At 61.7% G+C, this 17,241-nt stretch carries 15 protein-coding genes and 1 tRNA gene; 7 read left to right on the forward strand and 9 right to left on the reverse strand.

What is annotated here, in order from left to right:
- Positions 1-305: 305 nt before the first annotated feature.
- The 4 genes from lon to tig form a co-directional block, all read right to left on the reverse strand.
- Positions 306-2,729 carry an endopeptidase La gene (lon, locus tag LPA34_RS01940; RefSeq protein WP_228974336.1) on the reverse strand — a complete coding sequence of 808 codons (2,424 nt, stop codon included), beginning with the start codon at positions 2,727-2,729 and terminating at the stop codon, positions 306-308.
- A 203-nt stretch (positions 2,730-2,932) separates the two neighbouring features.
- The gene (gene clpX / locus LPA34_RS01945) at positions 2,933-4,204 is read right to left on the reverse strand and encodes an ATP-dependent Clp protease ATP-binding subunit ClpX (RefSeq protein WP_228974337.1); all 1,272 of its coding nucleotides are present in this window, start codon (positions 4,202-4,204) and stop codon (positions 2,933-2,935) included.
- Positions 4,205-4,387: 183 nt separating this feature from the next.
- Entirely contained in the window at positions 4,388-5,041 is a 654-nt protein-coding gene (gene clpP, locus LPA34_RS01950; protein WP_090533095.1) for an ATP-dependent Clp endopeptidase proteolytic subunit ClpP, read from the reverse strand.
- A 143-nt stretch (positions 5,042-5,184) separates the two neighbouring features.
- Positions 5,185-6,531 carry a trigger factor gene (gene tig, locus LPA34_RS01955; protein WP_228974340.1) on the reverse strand — a complete coding sequence of 449 codons (1,347 nt, stop codon included), beginning with the start codon at positions 6,529-6,531 and terminating at the stop codon, positions 5,185-5,187.
- 448 nt (positions 6,532-6,979) lie between these two features.
- Here tig and LPA34_RS01960 point away from each other — a divergent pair, with 448 nt between their 5' ends.
- The gene (locus LPA34_RS01960) at positions 6,980-8,125 is read left to right on the forward strand and encodes a glycerate kinase (RefSeq protein ID WP_228974342.1); all 1,146 of its coding nucleotides are present in this window, start codon (positions 6,980-6,982) and stop codon (positions 8,123-8,125) included.
- 63 nt (positions 8,126-8,188) lie between these two features.
- The gene (locus tag LPA34_RS01965) at positions 8,189-8,641 is read left to right on the forward strand and encodes a MarR family winged helix-turn-helix transcriptional regulator (protein ID WP_228974345.1); all 453 of its coding nucleotides are present in this window, start codon (positions 8,189-8,191) and stop codon (positions 8,639-8,641) included.
- 209 nt (positions 8,642-8,850) lie between these two features.
- Here the strand turns inward: LPA34_RS01965 and LPA34_RS01970 are convergent.
- Positions 8,851-8,937: transfer RNA gene (locus tag LPA34_RS01970), tRNA-Leu, on the reverse strand.
- Between the two features lie 228 nt (positions 8,938-9,165).
- Here LPA34_RS01970 and LPA34_RS01975 point away from each other — a divergent pair.
- Positions 9,166-10,002, forward strand: coding sequence for a squalene/phytoene synthase family protein (locus tag LPA34_RS01975; protein ID WP_228974719.1), 837 nt, complete (start codon positions 9,166-9,168; stop codon positions 10,000-10,002).
- A gap of 33 nt (positions 10,003-10,035) precedes the next feature.
- Here the strand turns inward: LPA34_RS01975 and LPA34_RS01980 are convergent, their stop codons facing one another.
- Together LPA34_RS01980 and LPA34_RS01985 are read right to left on the reverse strand one after the other, a co-directional pair.
- The gene (locus LPA34_RS01980) at positions 10,036-11,304 is read right to left on the reverse strand and encodes a DUF1501 domain-containing protein (protein WP_228974346.1); all 1,269 of its coding nucleotides are present in this window, start codon (positions 11,302-11,304) and stop codon (positions 10,036-10,038) included.
- 377 nt (positions 11,305-11,681) lie between these two features.
- Positions 11,682-12,014, reverse strand: a complete 333-nt coding sequence (locus LPA34_RS01985) for a hypothetical protein (RefSeq protein WP_228974721.1) — start codon at positions 12,012-12,014, stop codon at positions 11,682-11,684.
- 228 nt (positions 12,015-12,242) lie between these two features.
- Here LPA34_RS01985 and ompR point away from each other — a divergent pair, with 228 nt between their 5' ends.
- From ompR to LPA34_RS02005, 4 genes are all read left to right on the forward strand, one after another.
- Positions 12,243-12,977 (forward strand): osmolarity response regulator transcription factor OmpR, encoded by a 735-nt coding sequence (gene ompR, locus LPA34_RS01990; RefSeq protein ID WP_006048917.1) that lies wholly within the window; start codon positions 12,243-12,245, stop codon positions 12,975-12,977.
- 46 nt (positions 12,978-13,023) lie between these two features.
- On the forward strand, positions 13,024-14,373 hold the full coding sequence (locus LPA34_RS01995) for an ATP-binding protein (RefSeq protein ID WP_228974348.1): 1,350 nt from the start codon (positions 13,024-13,026) through the stop codon (positions 14,371-14,373).
- Positions 14,374-14,601: 228 nt separating this feature from the next.
- Entirely contained in the window at positions 14,602-15,150 is a 549-nt protein-coding gene (locus tag LPA34_RS02000; RefSeq protein WP_228974350.1) for a peroxiredoxin, read from the forward strand.
- 78 nt (positions 15,151-15,228) lie between these two features.
- Positions 15,229-15,753: a carboxymuconolactone decarboxylase family protein gene (locus tag LPA34_RS02005; protein ID WP_228974352.1), complete on the forward strand. Its 525-nt coding sequence runs from the start codon at positions 15,229-15,231 to the stop codon at positions 15,751-15,753.
- A 148-nt stretch (positions 15,754-15,901) separates the two neighbouring features.
- Here LPA34_RS02005 and ispF read toward each other — a convergent pair whose 3' ends face one another.
- Both ispF and ispD read right to left on the reverse strand, forming a co-directional pair.
- Positions 15,902-16,381 carry a 2-C-methyl-D-erythritol 2,4-cyclodiphosphate synthase gene (gene ispF, locus LPA34_RS02010; RefSeq protein WP_228974353.1) on the reverse strand — a complete coding sequence of 160 codons (480 nt, stop codon included), beginning with the start codon at positions 16,379-16,381 and terminating at the stop codon, positions 15,902-15,904.
- Between the two features lie 33 nt (positions 16,382-16,414).
- Entirely contained in the window at positions 16,415-17,125 is a 711-nt protein-coding gene (gene ispD / locus LPA34_RS02015; protein ID WP_090533846.1) for a 2-C-methyl-D-erythritol 4-phosphate cytidylyltransferase, read from the reverse strand.
- Positions 17,126-17,241 lie beyond the last annotated feature (116 nt).

The following is a 17,241-nucleotide window of genomic DNA, read 5'->3' on the forward strand; positions in this document are numbered from 1 at the left end:
TTTGGCGCCGGTTTATAAGCAGGCACGGCACAACGTACCGGGCCAGCTAATTAGAATGGGCCGAAACCCTTGTGTCAAGCGGGGTTGAGCCTGATTCGGGCGCACATTCTGCACGTAATTTATGACGGAATTGCGCAGTCGATCGATGCGTGCGCAACCAGTTTGCATGACGCGTACGTGCTTTGCGCACATGTTGGGAAAAAGACGCGTCGGCGATGTGAAAGCAGCGCTCGCAAACGTTGCTGGTAATAAAAAACCCGCGGCCAGGCCGCGGGTTTTTCTGCTGCAGGAACCACCTGGATCGATCAGTGCTTCACGACTTCCGATGCAGAATCCTTGACCGGTTCGGCTGCAACAGCCGGCGTTGCTGCCTTCGGCTCTTCTTCTGGCAACGGTTGTGGCACACGTTCGAGCGCGAGTTCGAGCACCTTGTCGATCCAGCGGACCGGCACGATCTCGATTGCGTTCTTCACGTTATCCGGAATCTCCGTCAGATCCTTGACGTTTTCCTCCGGAATCAGCACCAGCTTGATGCCGCCGCGATGCGCCGCCAGCAGCTTTTCCTTCAGGCCGCCGATCGGAAGCACTTCGCCACGCAACGTGATTTCGCCCGTCATCGCGACATTGGCACGCACCGGAATGCTGGTCAGCACCGACACCAGCGCGGTCGTCATCGCGACACCGGCCGAAGGACCGTCCTTCGGCGTCGCGCCTTCCGGCACGTGGATGTGAATGTCCTGCTTCTCGAACGCTTCGTCCTTGATACCCAGACGGCGCGAACGCGAGCGGACCACCGAGCGCGCTGCCTCGACGGATTCCTTCATCACATCGCCGAGCGAACCCGTGCGGATCACATTGCCCTTGCCCGGCATGACCGCGGCTTCGATCGTCAGCAGATCGCCGCCGACTTCCGTCCACGCGAGACCCGTCACCTGACCCACCTGGTTTTCCTTCGCAGCCAGACCGAAGTCGTACTTGCGCACGCCGAGGAAGGTATCGATATTGCTGCCGTCGACCTTCACCGCGCCTTCCGCCTTCTTCAGCAGAAGCATCTTCACGACCTTGCGGCAGATCTTCGAAATCTCACGTTCGAGCGAACGCACGCCCGATTCGCGCGAGTAATAACGAATGATGTCGCGGATCGCGGATTCCGTCACCTCGACTTCGCCTTCCTTCAGGCCGTTGTTCTTCTTCTGCTTCGGCAGCAGATAACGTTGCGCGATACTGACCTTTTCGTCTTCCGTGTAACCCGCCAGACGGATCACTTCCATCCGGTCGAGCAGCGGCGGCGGAATATTCAGCGAGTTCGACGTCGCCACGAACATCACGTCCGACAGATCGAAATCGACTTCGACGTAGTGATCGGCGAACGTATGGTTCTGCTCCGGATCGAGCACTTCCAGCAGTGCCGAAGACGGATCGCCGCGGAAATCCTGGCCCATCTTGTCGACTTCGTCGAGCAGGAAAAGCGGATTGCGCACGCCGACTTTCGTCAGGCTTTGCAGGATCTTGCCCGGCATCGAACCAATGTACGTACGACGGTGGCCGCGAATTTCGGCTTCGTCGCGCACGCCACCCAACGCCATGCGCACGAACTTGCGGTTCGTCGCGCGAGCGATCGACTGGCCGAGCGACGTCTTGCCGACACCCGGAGGCCCGACGAGGCACAGGATCGGCGCCTTCACCTTGTCGACACGTTGCTGGACCGCGAGATACTCGAGAATGCGTTCCTTCACTTTCTCGAGACCGAAGTGGTCTTCGTCGAGCACGGTTTCGGCGTTCGAAAGGTCGTTGTTGACCTTGCTCTTCTTGCGCCACGGCAGCGCGATCAGCGTGTCGATGTAGTTGCGCACGACAGTGGCTTCAGCCGACATCGGCGACATCAGCTTGAGCTTCTTCAGCTCGGCATCGGCCTTCTTTTTGGCTTCCTTCGGCATGCGGGCGGCGGTGATGCGCTTCTCGAGTTCCTCGAGATCCGCACCTTCCTCGCCTTCGCCGAGTTCCTTCTGGATCGCCTTGACCTGCTCGTTCAGGTAGTACTCGCGCTGGCTCTTTTCCATCTGGCGCTTCACGCGCCCACGAATGCGCTTTTCGACCTGGAGAATGTCGATCTCGGCTTCGAGTTGCGCGAGCAGATGCTCGAGGCGCTCGATGACCGGGAACATCTCGAGAATGTGCTGCTTCTGGTCGAGCTTCAACGGCAGATGCGCGGCGATCGTATCGGCCAGACGCCCTGCTTCGTCGATGCCAGACAGCGACGTGAGAATCTCCGGCGGGATCTTCTTGTTCAGCTTCACGTACTGGTCGAACTGCGACACGATCGCGCGGCGCAGCGCTTCAGTTTCAGCGCTGTCGGCGTGGTCGGGTTCGAGCGGCATGACTTCGCACGAAAACTGCGTTTCCTGTTCTTCGATGGAAAGCGTCTTCGCGCGCTGAAGACCTTCGACGAGCACCTTCACGGTGCCGTCGGGCAACTTCAGCATCTGCAGGATGTTGGCGATACATCCTGTTTCGTACATGTCCTTTTCGGTCGGCTCATCTTTCGCAGCCGTTTTCTGGGCGACGAGCATGATGTGCTTGCCGCCTTCCATCGCTGCTTCGAGAGCCTTGATCGACTTCGGGCGGCCTACGAAGAGCGGAATCACCATGTGCGGGAATACGACCACGTCACGCAGCGGGAGCAGCGGGAGCGTAATGCGTTCCGGCGGAAGGAGTTGGGTTCCTGACATTTCATTTCCCCATGAGTGGAATCAGTTCGTTCGATAGGTGAGGTCAGCAAAAAAGATTGCAAGGCCTCCGCGTGTGGGAAAAGTTCAGTGACTCCGAAAGTTCAGTGACTCCAGTAAATAAAACAACCATCCTGACCACAAGATAAACGAAAAAGCCGTTCACGTCGCCATGAACGGCTTTTTTGCAGAACCCGGAAAGCCGATCAATTCGAACCCGCGACCTTGGGCGCGTCTTCGTAGATCAACAACGGTTTGCCGTCGCCATCGATGACGTTGTCGTCGATGATGACCTTGCTTACGCCCTTCATCGTCGGCAACTCGTACATCACGTCCAGCAAGGCCTGTTCCAGGATCGATCGCAGACCCCGTGCGCCTGTCTTGCGGCGGATCGCCTTGCGCGCGACAGCCTGCAGCGCCCCCGGACGGATCTCCAGTTCGACGCGCTCCATATTGAAGAGCTTGTGATACTGCTTGATCAGCGCGTTCTTCGGTTCGACGAGAATTTTCATCAGCGCGACTTCGTCGAGCTTGCCAAGCGTCGCCACCACCGGCAGACGGCCGATCAGTTCCGGAATCAGGCCGAACTTGATCAGATCTTCCGGTTCGACTTCGCGCAGCACTTCGCCGGCGTCGCGATCCTGTTTGCTCTTGACGCTCGCGCCGAAGCCGATGCCGGTCTTTTCCGTGCGATCGACGATGACCTTTTCGAGGCCGTCGAACGCGCCGCCGCAGATGAACAGGATGTTGGTCGTATCGACCTGGATGAAGTCCTGGTTCGGATGCTTACGGCCACCTTGCGGCGGCACCGATGCCATCGTGCCTTCGACGAGCTTCAGCAATGCCTGCTGGACGCCTTCGCCCGAAACATCGCGGGTGATCGACGGGTTGTCCGACTTGCGGCTGATCTTGTCGATTTCGTCGATGTAGACAATGCCGCGCTGCGCCTTGTCGACTTCGTAATTGCAGTTCTGCAGCAGCTTCTGAATGATGTTCTCGACGTCCTCGCCGACATAGCCGGCTTCCGTCAGCGTCGTCGCATCGGCGATGACGAACGGGACGTTCAGAAGACGCGCGAGCGTCTGCGCGAGCAGCGTCTTGCCGGAGCCCGTCGGGCCGATCAGCAGGATGTTGCTCTTCGACAGCTCGATTTCGTCTTTCTTGTCGAGATGCTTCAGGCGCTTGTAGTGGTTGTACACCGCGACCGCGAGGATTTTCTTCGCGCGCTCCTGGCCGATCACGTACTGATCGAGGATTTCGCGGATTTCCTGCGGACTCGGCAGATCGGACCTGGACAGGCCCGTTTCCGCACCGGAGCCAGCGGCCTCGTCGCGGATGATTTCGTTGCACAGGTCGATACATTCATCGCAGATGAAGACCGACGGGCCGGCAATCAGCTTTTTGACTTCATGCTGGCTCTTGCCACAGAACGAGCAATACAACAGCTTTTCGCTGTTAGAACCTTTCTTGTCCGCCATAGATGTGTGAGCCTCCGGACACTCGATTACATAATACGCCGTTTGCTCCAGCCCCGCAGTCGGCCCAGGACGACACGCAAAGGCTGGGGCGGCGTGTTCGCCGCAGGCGCTCAGGGACGGGTCAGATGCTTCTCATTGGATTGTCGTCCGACCCTTTGCCCTGTTTTGGGGCACATTGCCCGATCAGGGACGCTTGTGCAGGACCTGATCAACGAGCCCGTAAGCCTGCGCATCGTCGCCCGACATGAAATTGTCGCGATCGGTGTCACGCGCAATGCGTTCGACCGGCTGCCCGGTGTGATGCGCGAGCAGCTGGTTCAGACGTTCCTTCAGGTACAGGATTTCCCGGGCCTGAATTTCGATGTCCGACGCCTGTCCCCGTGCGCCACCCAGCGGCTGGTGAATCATGACGCGCGCGTTCGGCAGTGTGAAACGCTTGCCCTTCGCGCCGGCTGCCAGCAGGAACGCGCCCATGCTCGCGGCCAGACCCATGCACAGCGTCGACACGTCGGGCTTGATGAACTGCATCGTGTCGTAAATCGCCATGCCGGCCGACACCGAGCCGCCCGGACTGTTGATGTAAAAGCTGATGTCCTTGTCGGGATTCTCGCTTTCGAGGAACAGCAACTGCGCGACGACGAGATTGGCCGTCTGGTCATTCACTTCGCCGACCAGGAACACCACCCGCTCCTTCAGGAGACGCGAGTAGATGTCGTACGAACGCTCGCCACGTCCGCTCGTTTCCACGACGATCGGGACGAGCCCGAGCGCCTGCGCCTCGAGATCCCGGGGCGCGTGGGAGGCTAACGTGTCCAGCAATTGAGCGCGAAAGGTCATGCGGTGGATCCTTGTCTGGAATGTTCTTGTTCGTGAGGCAGGTGAGTACGGCGACGCCAGTTTCAAGCCCGCACGATACGCCGGACATAAAAAAACGGCGTGCGGCCGTCGCTCCGACAGCCGGCACGCCGTTATGACGACGCTTACGCCTGCGCCGTCGCGCTTGCCAGTTCCTCGAAGCTCACTTCCTTGTCCGTCACTTTGGCCTTGCCGAGCACGAAATCGACGACGTTGGCTTCAACGACGTACGCTTCCATTTCCGCCAGGCGCTGCTGGTTCGAATAATACCAGCGGACGACTTCCTTCGGGTCTTCGTAGCTTTTCGCGAATTCGTCGACTTCGGCGCGGATCTGTTCCGGCTTTGCCTGCAACTCGTTTGCCTTGACCAGTTCAGCCAGCACGAGGCCGAGCTTCACGCGGCGCTCGGCCTGCTCAGCGAACATTTCCGCCGGGATCGGTGCGTCGGCTGCGTTCGGTACGCCGCGTTGCGTCAGATCCTGACGCGCCATTTCGACGAGGCGTTGCTGGTCCTGCTCGATCAGCGCCTTCGGCACGTCGAGTTCCGAGATCTTCAGGAGCGCGTCCATGACCTGGTTCTTGACGATGCCCTGCGTGCGACGCTTCGCTTCACGTTCGAGGTTGTCCTTGATTTCAGCGCGCATCTTGACCTGATCGCCGTCTTCGATACCGAGCGACTTCGCGAATTCAGCGTCGATTTCCGGCAGGTGCGGCCATTCGATCTTCTTCATCGTGATCGTGAACTGCGCCGTTTTGCCGGCGACGTCCTTGCCGTGATAGTCGGCCGGGAACGCCAGATCGAATTCCTTCGATTCGCCGACCTTGAGGCCTGCCGCTGCCTTTTCGAATTCCGGCAGCATGCGGCCTTCGCCGAGCACGAACGCGAAATCGTCGGCACTGCCGCCCTCAAACACTTCGCCATCGATCTTGCCGACGAAGTCGACGGTCACGCGGTCAGCGTCTTTCGCTGCCGTGTCGCCGCCGCCGTCGCCATGCTCGCCAGCTTCGCCGCGTGCGTGGTAATGGACGCGCTGCTTGCGCAGGATATCCAGCGTGCGGTCGATTTCCGCTTCGCTGATGGTGGTCGTCGTGCGTTCGATTTCAGCCGTCGCGACGTCACCCAGCTTCACCTCCGGATAGATCTCGAACGTGGCGTCGAACGCGTAGTCGCTTTCAGCGGCGTCGGTCTTCGGCGCGAAGCTCGGCTGACCGGCCACGCGCAGGTTCTCAGCGCGACTGATGTCGAAGAACTCCTTGCCGACCTTGTCGCTCAGCACTTCAGCTTCCACCTGGCCCGAATACTGTTGCGTCACCATTTTGAGCGGCACCTTGCCCGGGCGGAAGCCCGGCATGCGCACATTTTTCGCCAGCTGGCGGATGCGCGAGTCCACTTCCTTCTGCACGGTGTCTTTCGGCAGGGAAATCGTTACGCGGCGTTCGAGCTTGCCGAGGTTTTCAACAACGTTAGCCATGGCTTCAATCGTCCTAAAATTATTCGAGCGAATCAGTTATCTTTTCCGCGCTGCCTCTCGCTGCCGCTTTTGACGCCCGGTCCGGGCACAGCCTGCATCGATCGCGCACCTCTCGCCGCGGGCCCTCGGGGCGCCTGCAACGCGGTTTGGGTCAGAAGAGCCGAATATTTTAGCAAACTATTTGCGCGTCAAGCCGGGATTCGATCTTTCCGCGCATATTTTGCGGCTGCCGGGCCCCGATTACGGCCTTTTCCAGAGCTTTTCCCGCACAGACCCCGTGTCTTTCCGGCAACGCGCGCCCGGTCACGCGAAGCGGACTGGCAACTGGATAGCCGCTATGCCATACGACATATTCAGTGGCCGGCGCCATGCTGCTAAGCTATCGTCCACGCTCGCATCGCAGCTCGCCGCGGTGCGCATCGCCCGACAACAACCCTTACGAGACACCATGCCGAACCTGTCGTCCACGCCTGTCGTCGTCATTGCTCCCGATTCCTTCAAAGGCTCGCTTGGCGCCGACCAGGTCGCCGCGGCCATCGCCGCCGGCATCCAGCGTGCGCGACCAGACGCGGTCGTGCGTACGTGCCCGATGGCCGATGGCGGCGAAGGCACGCTCGACGCAATGCTCATGCATGGCGGCAAACGTTCGGTGCTGTCGGTGCGCGGTGCGGCGGGCCCGGTGCGCGAGGCGGCCACGGGCCTGCTTGCCGACGGCAGTGCAATCATCGAAACGGCGGAAATCGTCGGCATCACCGATCCGGTCGGCATGGGCGTGCCCGTCGAGGCGCGCAGCACACGCGGCATGGGCGAAGCGATCCGTGCGTTGCTCGATACCGGCGTGCGCAGGTTCTTCGTCGCGCTTGGCGGCAGCAGCACGAACGATGGCGGCGCGGGCCTGCTGGTTGGGCTCGGGTTGAAACTGTACGATGCGCAAGGCCTGGAACTCGAGCCCACGCCGGAACAACTCGCGAAACTCGTGCGCGTCGACGCGTCGCAACTCGATGCGCGGCTCGCTGACACGAGCTTCACCGGCATGTCGGACGTCGACAATCCGCTCACCGGCGAACATGGCGCAACCGCTGTGTTCGGTCCGCAAAAAGGCGTGAAACCAGACCAGGTTGCGACTATCGACGCGGTCCTCTCCCGTTTCGCCGATCTGCTCGAACCCGCGCTCAATCGCCGGGCGCGCGATGAAGCCGGTGCGGGCGCCGCGGGAGGCCTGGGTTTCGCGCTTCACATGCTGGGCGCGCAGTTTCAACCGGGCGCTGAAGTCGTTGCCCAGCAGATCGGCCTCGACGCCGCGCTCGAAGGCGCCAACTGGCTGATCACGGGCGAAGGCCGTTCGGACGTCCAGACGCTGCATGGCAAGGCGCCGTTCATCGCGTGCCGGCATGCCGCGGCTGCGGGCGTACCGGCCACCCTGCTTTCCGGTGCGATCGATTCTGCCGCGTTGCCGCGCCTGTCGGAACACTTCACGGGTTGCTTCTCGCCGGCGCCTGGCCCGATCACGCTCGAGGTCGCGATCCGCGACGCGGCGCGGCTGCTCGCGAACGAGGCAGAACAGCTTGCACGACTAAAATACGGCGCGCGTTGACCCGCCTGGCTCACGCGCCAGCAATCACAGCGGCACGCTTCATCCACCCAACCCGGGAACACCATGAAGGCATCCGCCAAAGCCGGACTCGAGCAGTTCCTGACGTACCGTCTGCACGTTCTGAACAAGCTCGCCGAACGCGGCATCGGTGAACGCTATCAGGAGAAGCTCGACGTCACGCTTCCGGAAGCGCGCGTGATCGCATCGGTGGGATCGTTTGGACCGTTTTCGATCATGGATCTCGCGCGACATGCGAATCTCGACAAGAGCCAGGCGAGCCGCGCCGCCGAGGCGCTTATCAAACAGGGGCTCGTCATGCGTGAGGCGAGTGAAGATGATGGCCGTGTCGTGCTCGTTTCGCTCACGGCGCAAGGACGCGCACTCTATCGTCGTGTGATGCCCGTCGCGCGCAAATGGAACCTGGATCTCTTCGCGTGCCTCGACGAGAACGAACGGGCCTCGTTGAGCAACGCGCTCGACAAGGTCATCCAGAACATGCAGGCGCGTGACGCCTGACCTGCATCGATTGCCCGGCTTCCGTCAGTAGCGGCCGGCAGCCGCCGCTCATGCAGCGGTCACCGGGATAGACGACAGGACGCGGCCCTTCCGTGATGCCTTCGAAACCGTGATATGCGATGGCGCTGCCCGGTGAATGACCGTGCGCGATATCACGCGAGGACATCCGCGCGGCGAACCTGCCGGGAAGAATCAATATGAAAAAAGAGTGGTGCGAGGAAGGGGACTCGAACCCCTACACCATTGCTGGCGTCAGGACCTAAACCTGGTGCGTCTACCAATTTCGCCATCCTCGCAGCCGGGCTGAATGCGTGAGCACGCTACCCGATGTTCTGGCTCGCCACCGTTCGCTCATCAACGGATGCTGCCCGCCGAAGCCGCGCCCGAAAGCGTAAGCGCGAAATTCTAACCGATTGGCCAACGCTTGTCTGCATCTGCGAAATCGATCGCGATGCTACAATTTTCGGCTTGCCACAGCGCACGGTGTGCGCTCCCTGCATCCGATTCCCCACACCCCCATTCCAGTGAATTTCGACGAATATTGCCAGCAGAAAGCCGCCCCGCCCGGCTCCAGCGCCTATTACGCGCTTCGTCAGGCGTCCGTCGCCCGCCAGCCGCTGTTGACCGCCCTCTTCGCGCTGCGCCGCGAATTCGAGGAGACCGTCAAGGAAACGAGCGATCCGACCATCGGCCGTACGAAGCTCGCATGGTGGCAGAAGGAAATCGCCGCGCTCGCCGCGGGTGAGCCGTCGCATCCGGTGTCGAAGGCGCTCACCGTCTGGCTCAGCGACCTCGAAGACAGCTATCCGTCGCTGCAGGCGCTGCTCGCCGGCTACGAGATGGATCTCGATCAGGCCCGCTATCTCGACTATCCAAATTTGCAGCGCTATATGGCGAGCGTCGGCGGCACGTTTGCCACGCTCGTCGCGCGCGCTACCGCACGCAATCCGGCGCAGGTGTCGAACTGGGCTCCGGCGCTCGGTCAGGCGCTGATGCTCGCGCAGTTCGTCGAAGCCCTCGGCGACGATGCGCGCCACGGCCGCATCTATATCCCCATCGACGAAATGCAGCGCTTCAACGTGACGGCCGCGGACCTGATCAACCGCCGTTACAGCGACGCGTTCACTGAACTGATGCGCTTCCAGACAACGCGCGCGCGCGACGCGCTGTACGCCGCGCTCGCCGCGATCCCGGCCGACGAGCGGTCGACACAGCGCACGCTTCGCGCACAAGCGGCGCTTTCGCTCGCGGTGCTCGACGAGATCGAGCGCGCAGGCTACCAGGTCCTGCATCAACGGATCGCGCTAACGCCGGTCCGCAAGCTCTGGATCGCGTGGCGCGCAGCGCGCAAATCGAGCTAACCAGTCAAAGTTTCCAGCGCGACACAACCAGAATCAAACGTGCAGCAACGGGAGTGATGCAAACCGCTCCCGAAGCACAATCGACGGATCGAGCCCCCACCACGACGCAAGCACTGTCGCGTACATCTCGCGGAAGTCGACGCCCACCGGCAGATTGCCGTTGCCATCGAGTCGCGTGAGCACCGGCGGCACGCCATGCAAACCGCCGCGCACCCGGCCGCCTGCGACGAAGTGCGGCGCCACGGTGCCGTGATCGGTGCCATTGCCCGGATTCTCGCGTGCACGCCGCCCGAATTCCGAGTACGTCATCACAAGCGTATGGTCCCAGCGCCCCATTTCGACCAGCGCCGCTTTCATCGACATCAGACCTTCCGCCAGTTGCGCGAGCAAAGCCGCGTGCCGGCCGGACTGATTCTGATGCGTGTCGAAACCGTTCAACGTCAGACGGATCGCCGCGACGCCCTCGCCGGCCAGCGGCAACCCCGGAGCGTGATTTCCGGCGGACAGGACCTGCATTGCTGTCCTGACCGATGCACCGAACGCGCCCGGAGGAAACACCGTCTTCAGTTCGGGTTGTCCTTCGTGCGCACCGGTCGCGAGACGGATAACGGGAGCCGCGTTGACGATGTCCCTGTCAACGTCGTGCACGTGGTGAAGTTCAGGGTTGCGCTCATGCAGTGAGACCGGCGTGACAAGCCGCGACATGCGCGCAAACTGCATCGGGTCGACGAGCCTGATCGTGCGCGCGCCGTTTGCGAACGGGCCCATTTCCACGCTGTCGATCATCACGCCGTCGGCGGCAAAACCGGCCGGTACGGGGCGCTGCGCAAACGCGCGCGAAAGCCAGCCTTCACGCAGATACTGATCCGCGCGCGACGCGGTGTCCCAGATCTCGATCGAACGAAAATGCGACAGGTTCGGCTGCGCGTAGCCCACGCCCTGCACGATGGCGAGTTCGCGCGCTTGCCAGAGCGGTATCAGCGACTGCAACGCGGGATGGAGCGCCGTTTGTCCGTCGAGTTGAATCAACTGCTCGCGTCTGATGCCGATGTTTTTGCGCAGCGTGTAGTACGCCGGATCGGCGTAGGGAATGACCGTGTTCAGACCGTCATTGCCTCCCTTCAGTTCGACGAGAATCAACAGGTTGCGATAATCGCGTTCGCCCAGCGTGTCTGGAAATGCGCCGGACGCCGGTTCATCGACGCGCGCCGCACCCTGCGCCACGAACGCCGCCGGCAGCCACATGGCGGCACCGGCCGCGGATGCCACCGATGCCATCGCAAGGAAATCGCGTCGTTTCATGGCGCACCTCGTTCGTCTTCTGGTTTGCGTTCCAGTCAACCCCAGTCAACTCTTTACGCGCTTCGCGATTTCGCGGTGTTGTCGCGGTACTGTTGAAGTCGCGACGTCGAAGCATTTTTATTTCGGCAGGGATACACACCGCTGGTTCCGCCAGCATCGCATCCGCCGTGAGATCGTTGCGGACGTAACGTCAGCGTAGCTCACATGAGAGCGAAAGATGCCACACGTTCGCGCCAGCACCGAGCCTGTACGTTACACGCGCAACGAAGTCCGGTGCTACATGATGATGAAGGGTGACGAAGGAGCAGCCAGGGGATTTTTGAAGCGCACTGGAAGTGCAGCCAGAACGTTCACGCACGACGGAGCAAACGAAACACCTACCGCTTGTAGAGCTCACGCACGGCGTCTTCGATGTGCTGACGCAGGAGCCGTCGCTCGTCGGGCGTCATGTGCCCATCGCGACGACGTTGATCGAGATCGGGGGGAACCGCGGTGCGCATCATGATGTCCGATGCTGGTGAATCGGCGTGCGCGCCACGCGGCGGACGCGGTGCCTTATTTCCGTTATGCCCGGACGAACGGGAATTCGCCACCCGGTCTGGCGCAGGCTGGGCGTGGGTGGGCATCGAAGCCAATGTGCCAGTCAGCGTGCCGGCAACCGCCAGTGCAATCACGCGCAAGCGCACATTCGGCCAAACCCCTCCCTTCATCTTTTTCCCTTCGTGGCGCGCCAACCGGTACCTCAAATGCGTGTGCAAACCCCAGCAATAACCGGGAGCGAGAGTTTTTTGTCGAGTGAAGTATCTACCGAACAGCCGCAAACAGTAAAGGAGTGTAAGCGCGCATGCTTTACGTCGTGCCACGAGCAGGGTAAATTTTGTAACTGACTGTAACCTGATAATTGGTGCGAACGGGCACCGCTTTGTAATCGCGCTAAGATGCCGACTATGGAAACCAAAAACCCTTCAAAAATCCTCGTCGTCGATGACGATCCGCGTCTGCGCGATCTGCTGCGCCGCTATCTGGGCGAACAGGGCTTCAACGTCTATGTCGCTGAAAACGCACCGTCAATGAACAAGCTGTGGGTCCGTGAGCGGTTCGATCTGCTCGTGCTCGACCTGATGCTTCCTGGCGAGGATGGCCTCTCGATCTGCCGGCGTCTGCGCGGCAGCAACGATCGCACGCCGATCATCATGCTGACGGCGAAGGGTGAAGACGTCGACCGCATCGTCGGGCTCGAAATGGGCGCCGACGATTACCTGCCAAAGCCATTCAATCCACGCGAACTCGTCGCGCGCATTCACGCGGTACTGCGTCGCCAGTCGCCGTCGGAACTCCCGGGTGCGCCTTCCGAGACCACCGAGGTTTTCGAGTTCGGCGAATTCGCGCTCAACCTCGCAACCCGCACGCTGACGAAGGCCGGCCAGGAAATTCCGCTCACCACCGGTGAGTTCTCCGTGCTGAAGGTGTTCGCGCGTCATCCGCGCCAGCCACTGTCGCGCGAAAAGCTGATGGAGCTTGCACGCGGCCGTGAATACGAAGTGTTCGACCGCAGCCTCGACGTGCAGATCTCGCGTCTGCGCAAGCTCATCGAACCGGATCCGGGCAGCCCGCGTTTCATCCAGACGGTGTGGGGTCTCGGCTATGTCTTCATCCCCGACGGCGCGGCTTGACGGTCTCCCCGAGGTTGTCGCGCCTGCTTTCTGACGAGAAGGGCCCATGCGGATCGACCGGCGCCTCCTGACGCTCGCGTTCGGCGGCCTTTTCTGGCGGACCTTCCTGCTGATCGCGCTTCTGATCGCGGTCAGTCTCGCCGCATGGTTCCAGAGCTTCCGGGTCATCGAACGCGAGCCGCGCGCGCAGCGCGTGGCGTTGCAGCTCGTCGCGATCGTGAAGCTCACGCGCACCGCCCTCCTTTATTCCGATCCCGACCTGCGGCGCGCCCTGCTGCAGGATCTGGAAAGCAACGAAGGGGTGCGCGTGTATCCGCGCGAAACCACCGACAAATATCGCCTTCAACCGGACGAGTCGCTCAACCGGCTGATCGAACACGACATCCGCGGACGTCTTGGCGACGATACGGTCATCGCGCAGACGGTCAACGATATTCCAGGCGTATGGATCAGCTTCAAGATCGACGATGACGACTACTGGGTCGCGCTCGATCGCGACCAGCTCGACAACGTCACCGGTCTGCAGTGGGCTGGATGGGGCATCTTCGCGCTCGCGCTGTCGCTGTTCGGCGCGGCGTTCATCACGAGTCTCGTGAACAGACCGTTCGCGCGGCTCGCGATGGCCGCGCGCAAGGTGGGTTCCGGGCAGTCGCCCGAGCCGCTGCCCGAGCGCGGCATGGGCGTCGCCGCTGAAACAAACCGGAGCTTCAACCAGATGGTGACCGACCTCGAACAGCTCGAGGCCGATCGCGCGCTGATGCTCGCCGGCATTTCGCATGACCTGCGCACCCCGCTCGCGCGCCTGCGGCTCGAAACGGAAATGAGTCCGTCCGACCAGAGCACGAAGGACGCGATGGTCGACGACATCGAACAGATGGACATGATCATCGGCCGGTTCCTGGATTACGCGCGGCCTGTGCAAAGAATGACGGAACCGGTCGATCTTTCCGTGATCGCAGGAGAAGTGGCCGCGCGCATGGCGAGCGAAGACGGCATGCGCCTCGTGACGCGGCTCGCGCCGTCGGCGGTGGTCGAGGCGGACGAGACCGACATGCGGCGCGTTGTCGGCAATCTGGTCGAGAATGCGCGCAAGTACGGTTTGAGCGACGGCGACGGCATTCCGCGCGTCGTCATCGAAACGCGTGTGTCGCATTCGCGCGTGGAACTGTCCGTGGTCGACGAGGGGCCCGGTATTCCCGAAGACCAGCTCGCGCTTGTCACACGACCGTTCTATCGTGTGAATTCGGCGCGCAGCCAGGCGAACGGCACCGGGCTCGGCATGGCGATCGTGCAGCGCCTGGTCGGCCGTTATCGCGGCTCGCTGCGTCTGCGCAACCGGACGCCCGGCCCCGGACTCGAAGTCACGATCGACTTCCCGCTCGCGAAAGGCATCTGACTTCCTTCCGGATCCGGCGCACGGGACGGCAGCCAGCAAAACACCGCAAACGGAGACGCATGGCCCGATCTATCGAGCCAGTGAAAAAAATCTATCCGATGTATTAGTCAAAAACTATTGATTTAATTGTTTAATAGAGTTATAGTGACTTTCAAGTAACGTCTCATCCGTTACAGCGGGCAGGACAGCCTGAACAGATTGTTTTTCAACACACACAGGAGTATCCGCATGAAAACCGTGGGCGATAAACTCGAAGCTTTCACCGTCACTGCAGCCAAGCCGGGCTTCAACAATCATGAAGAAAACGGCGTGTCGGCGTTCGAAGAAATCACCGAACAGTCGTTCCCGGGCAAGTGGAAGATCATCTACTTCTACCCGAAGGATTTCACGTTCGTGTGCCCGACGGAAATCGTCGAATTCGGCAAGCTCGCCAGGGATTTCGCGGAACGCGATGCCGTTCTGCTCGGCGGCAGCGTCGACAACGAATTCGTCAAGCTCGCATGGCGTCGTGAACACAAGGACCTGAACAAGCTGAACCACTATGCGTTCGGCGACGTCAAGGGCGAACTGATCGACCAGCTCGGCGTGCGCGACAAGGAAGCGGGCGTGGCACTGCGCGCCACGTTCATCGTCGACCCGGACAACACGATCCAGCACGTTTCGGTGAACAACCTGAACGTCGGCCGTAACCCGGAAGAAGTGCTGCGTATTCTCGACGGTCTGCAAACGGACGAACTGTGCCCGTGCAACCGTGCAGTGGGCGGCGCAACGCTGTAATAAGCATTGCAGTGGAAAGCCCGCCAGGCTTGAAAGAGCCGGCGGGCTTTTTTATCGGCAATCTGCCAGGAGATATCAATGGAATTTCTTTCTTCAATTAAAGATCTCGTTCCCGATTACGCGAAAGATATCCGCCTGAATCTGGACGGCACGATTGCGCGCTCGTCGCTGGAAGGCACGGATGCAGTTGGCGTCGCGCTGGCCGCGGCATTCGCGGCGAAGAGCCACGTGATCGTCGATGCGATCCGTAATGCGGGTGTGCTGTCGCCGGAAGAAACGAACGGCGTGCTGACGGCCGCTGCGTTGATGGGCATGAACAACGTCTGGTATCCGTATCTCGAGATGGCCGACAACGCCGATCTCAAGACGCAACCGGCTGGCCTGCGGATGAACGCGTACGCGTCGCACGGCGGCGTGGACAAGCGTCGCTTCGAGATGTACGCGCTCGCGGCATCGATTATCGGCAAGTGCCACTTCTGCGTGAAATCGCACGCGGAGAACCTGGTCGCCGACGGCATGAGCGCGACGCAATTGCGCGACGTCGGCCGTATCGCCGCGGTGATCAACGCAGCGGCGCTGGTGATTGCAGCCGAAGGGAAGTAAGCCGCCATGTCATGGCGTCCTGGCGTTTGCCCGGCGCCTGAGCGCGCAATGAGAAACGCCACGGCTTTTCAGGCCGTGGCGTTTCTCATTCACTCAACGCTTGCGTACGCCCTTCAGCGGGCGGTGCATCGCGCGCGCCGCAACGCAATCAAACGCGCGACAGCAGCACCGCCGCCTGCGCCTCGATCCCCTCGCCCCGCCCCAGATAGCCCAGCTTCTCGTTGGTCTTCGCTTTCACGTTGACGCGGTCCAGCGGCAAGTTCAGGTCTTCGGCGATGTTCGCGCGCATCGCATCGATATGCGGCGCGAGCTTCGGCGCCTGCGCGATCACCGTGCTGTCGACGTTGCCGATCGCAAAGCCGGCGTCGGTCACCCGCTTCGCGCACTCGCGCAGCAGCACACGGGAATTCGCGCCCTTGAAACGTTCGTCCGTATCGGGAAAGTGACGGCCGATGTCGCCCATCGCCGCAGCGCCGAAAAGCGCGTCGGTGATCGCGTGCAGCAGCACGTCGGCGTCGGAATGGCCAAGGAGGCCCCGCTCGTAAGGCACCGTCACGCCGCCGATGATGAGCGGGCGCCCCGGTACGAGCGCGTGCACGTCATAACCCTGTCCGATCCTGATATCCATATGCTCTTTAACCTGTCGTCGTACGTTGTTGAATCAGGAAGCCGCTGGCCGGCTGAGAATCGCATCCGCGAGATCGAAGTCTTCGGGATACGTGACCTTGAAGTTGCGCAGGCTGCCCTGCACGAGGCGCGGCGCGTGGCCGAGCCATTCGATCGCGCTCGCCTCGTCGGTGAGATCATGGCCGTCCTGCTGCGCGCGCAGGATCGCCTCGCGCAGCATGCCGACGCGAAACATCTGCGGCGTCTGCGCCTGCCACAGGCCGTCGCGGGCCTCGGTGCGGGCGATCCGGTTATCGCTGTCGGGCGTGATGCGCTTCAACGTATCGGCGGCGGGCAACGCCATGATGCCGCCCACCGGGTCGTCCTTGAGCGCCGCGACCAGCGAGCGGATCAGCGCCGCCGTGATCCCGGGGCGCGCGGCGTCATGCACCAGAACCCAGTCGTCGTCACCGGCGCCGAATTCGGCCAGCGCGTGCAGGCCGTTCAGCACCGATGCCTGGCGCGACGCCCCGCCCGTGCGGCGCACCGCGAAGCGCAGGCCGGCGAAGCGCCGGGCGTCGAAATGCTGGTCGTCGGGGGCGATCACCACGAGCGTCTGCGCAAATTCGCTGCACGCATCGAACGCGGCCAGCGAGTAATGAAGCATGTCCCGGCCCGCGACGGTGCGGTACTGCTTGGGCATCGCGGCGCCTGAGCGGCTGCCGGTTCCCGCGGATGGGATCAGGGCAAAAAGACGTGAAGTCACGAGGGCGGACGCCGGGAAAGTCAAAGTGAAGGACGGATTTTATAATAGGTCCTTCGCGTCCACGTCGAGACGCGCGTAAACTTGCCGCTCACGTGTGAGCCAGGGCTGCCTTTTCG

The sequence above is a fragment of the Paraburkholderia gardini genome, from assembly GCF_907164575.1.
In the GTDB taxonomy this organism is placed as follows: domain Bacteria; phylum Pseudomonadota; class Gammaproteobacteria; order Burkholderiales; family Burkholderiaceae; genus Paraburkholderia; species Paraburkholderia gardini.

Coding starts and splice junctions, on each gene's coding strand:
- LPA34_RS01965 (WP_228974345.1), top strand. CDS start 8,189: ATGAAGGCATCCGCCAAAGCCGGACTCGAGCAGTTCCTGACGTACCGT.
- clpX (WP_228974337.1), bottom strand. CDS start 4,204: ATGGCGGACAAGAAAGGTTCTAACAGCGAAAAGCTGTTGTATTGCTCG.
- LPA34_RS01980 (WP_228974346.1), bottom strand. CDS start 11,304: ATGAAACGACGCGATTTCCTTGCGATGGCATCGGTGGCATCCGCGGCC.
- ompR (WP_006048917.1), top strand. CDS start 12,243: ATGCCGACTATGGAAACCAAAAACCCTTCAAAAATCCTCGTCGTCGAT.
- LPA34_RS02000 (WP_228974350.1), top strand. CDS start 14,602: ATGAAAACCGTGGGCGATAAACTCGAAGCTTTCACCGTCACTGCAGCC.
- lon (WP_228974336.1), bottom strand. CDS start 2,729: ATGTCAGGAACCCAACTCCTTCCGCCGGAACGCATTACGCTCCCGCTG.
- LPA34_RS01995 (WP_228974348.1), top strand. CDS start 13,024: ATGCGGATCGACCGGCGCCTCCTGACGCTCGCGTTCGGCGGCCTTTTC.
- ispF (WP_228974353.1), bottom strand. CDS start 16,381: ATGGATATCAGGATCGGACAGGGTTATGACGTGCACGCGCTCGTACCG.
- LPA34_RS01960 (WP_228974342.1), top strand. CDS start 6,980: ATGCCGAACCTGTCGTCCACGCCTGTCGTCGTCATTGCTCCCGATTCC.
- LPA34_RS02005 (WP_228974352.1), top strand. CDS start 15,229: ATGGAATTTCTTTCTTCAATTAAAGATCTCGTTCCCGATTACGCGAAA.
- clpP (WP_090533095.1), bottom strand. CDS start 5,041: ATGACCTTTCGCGCTCAATTGCTGGACACGTTAGCCTCCCACGCGCCC.
- LPA34_RS01985 (WP_228974721.1), bottom strand. CDS start 12,014: ATGAAGGGAGGGGTTTGGCCGAATGTGCGCTTGCGCGTGATTGCACTG.
- tig (WP_228974340.1), bottom strand. CDS start 6,531: ATGGCTAACGTTGTTGAAAACCTCGGCAAGCTCGAACGCCGCGTAACG.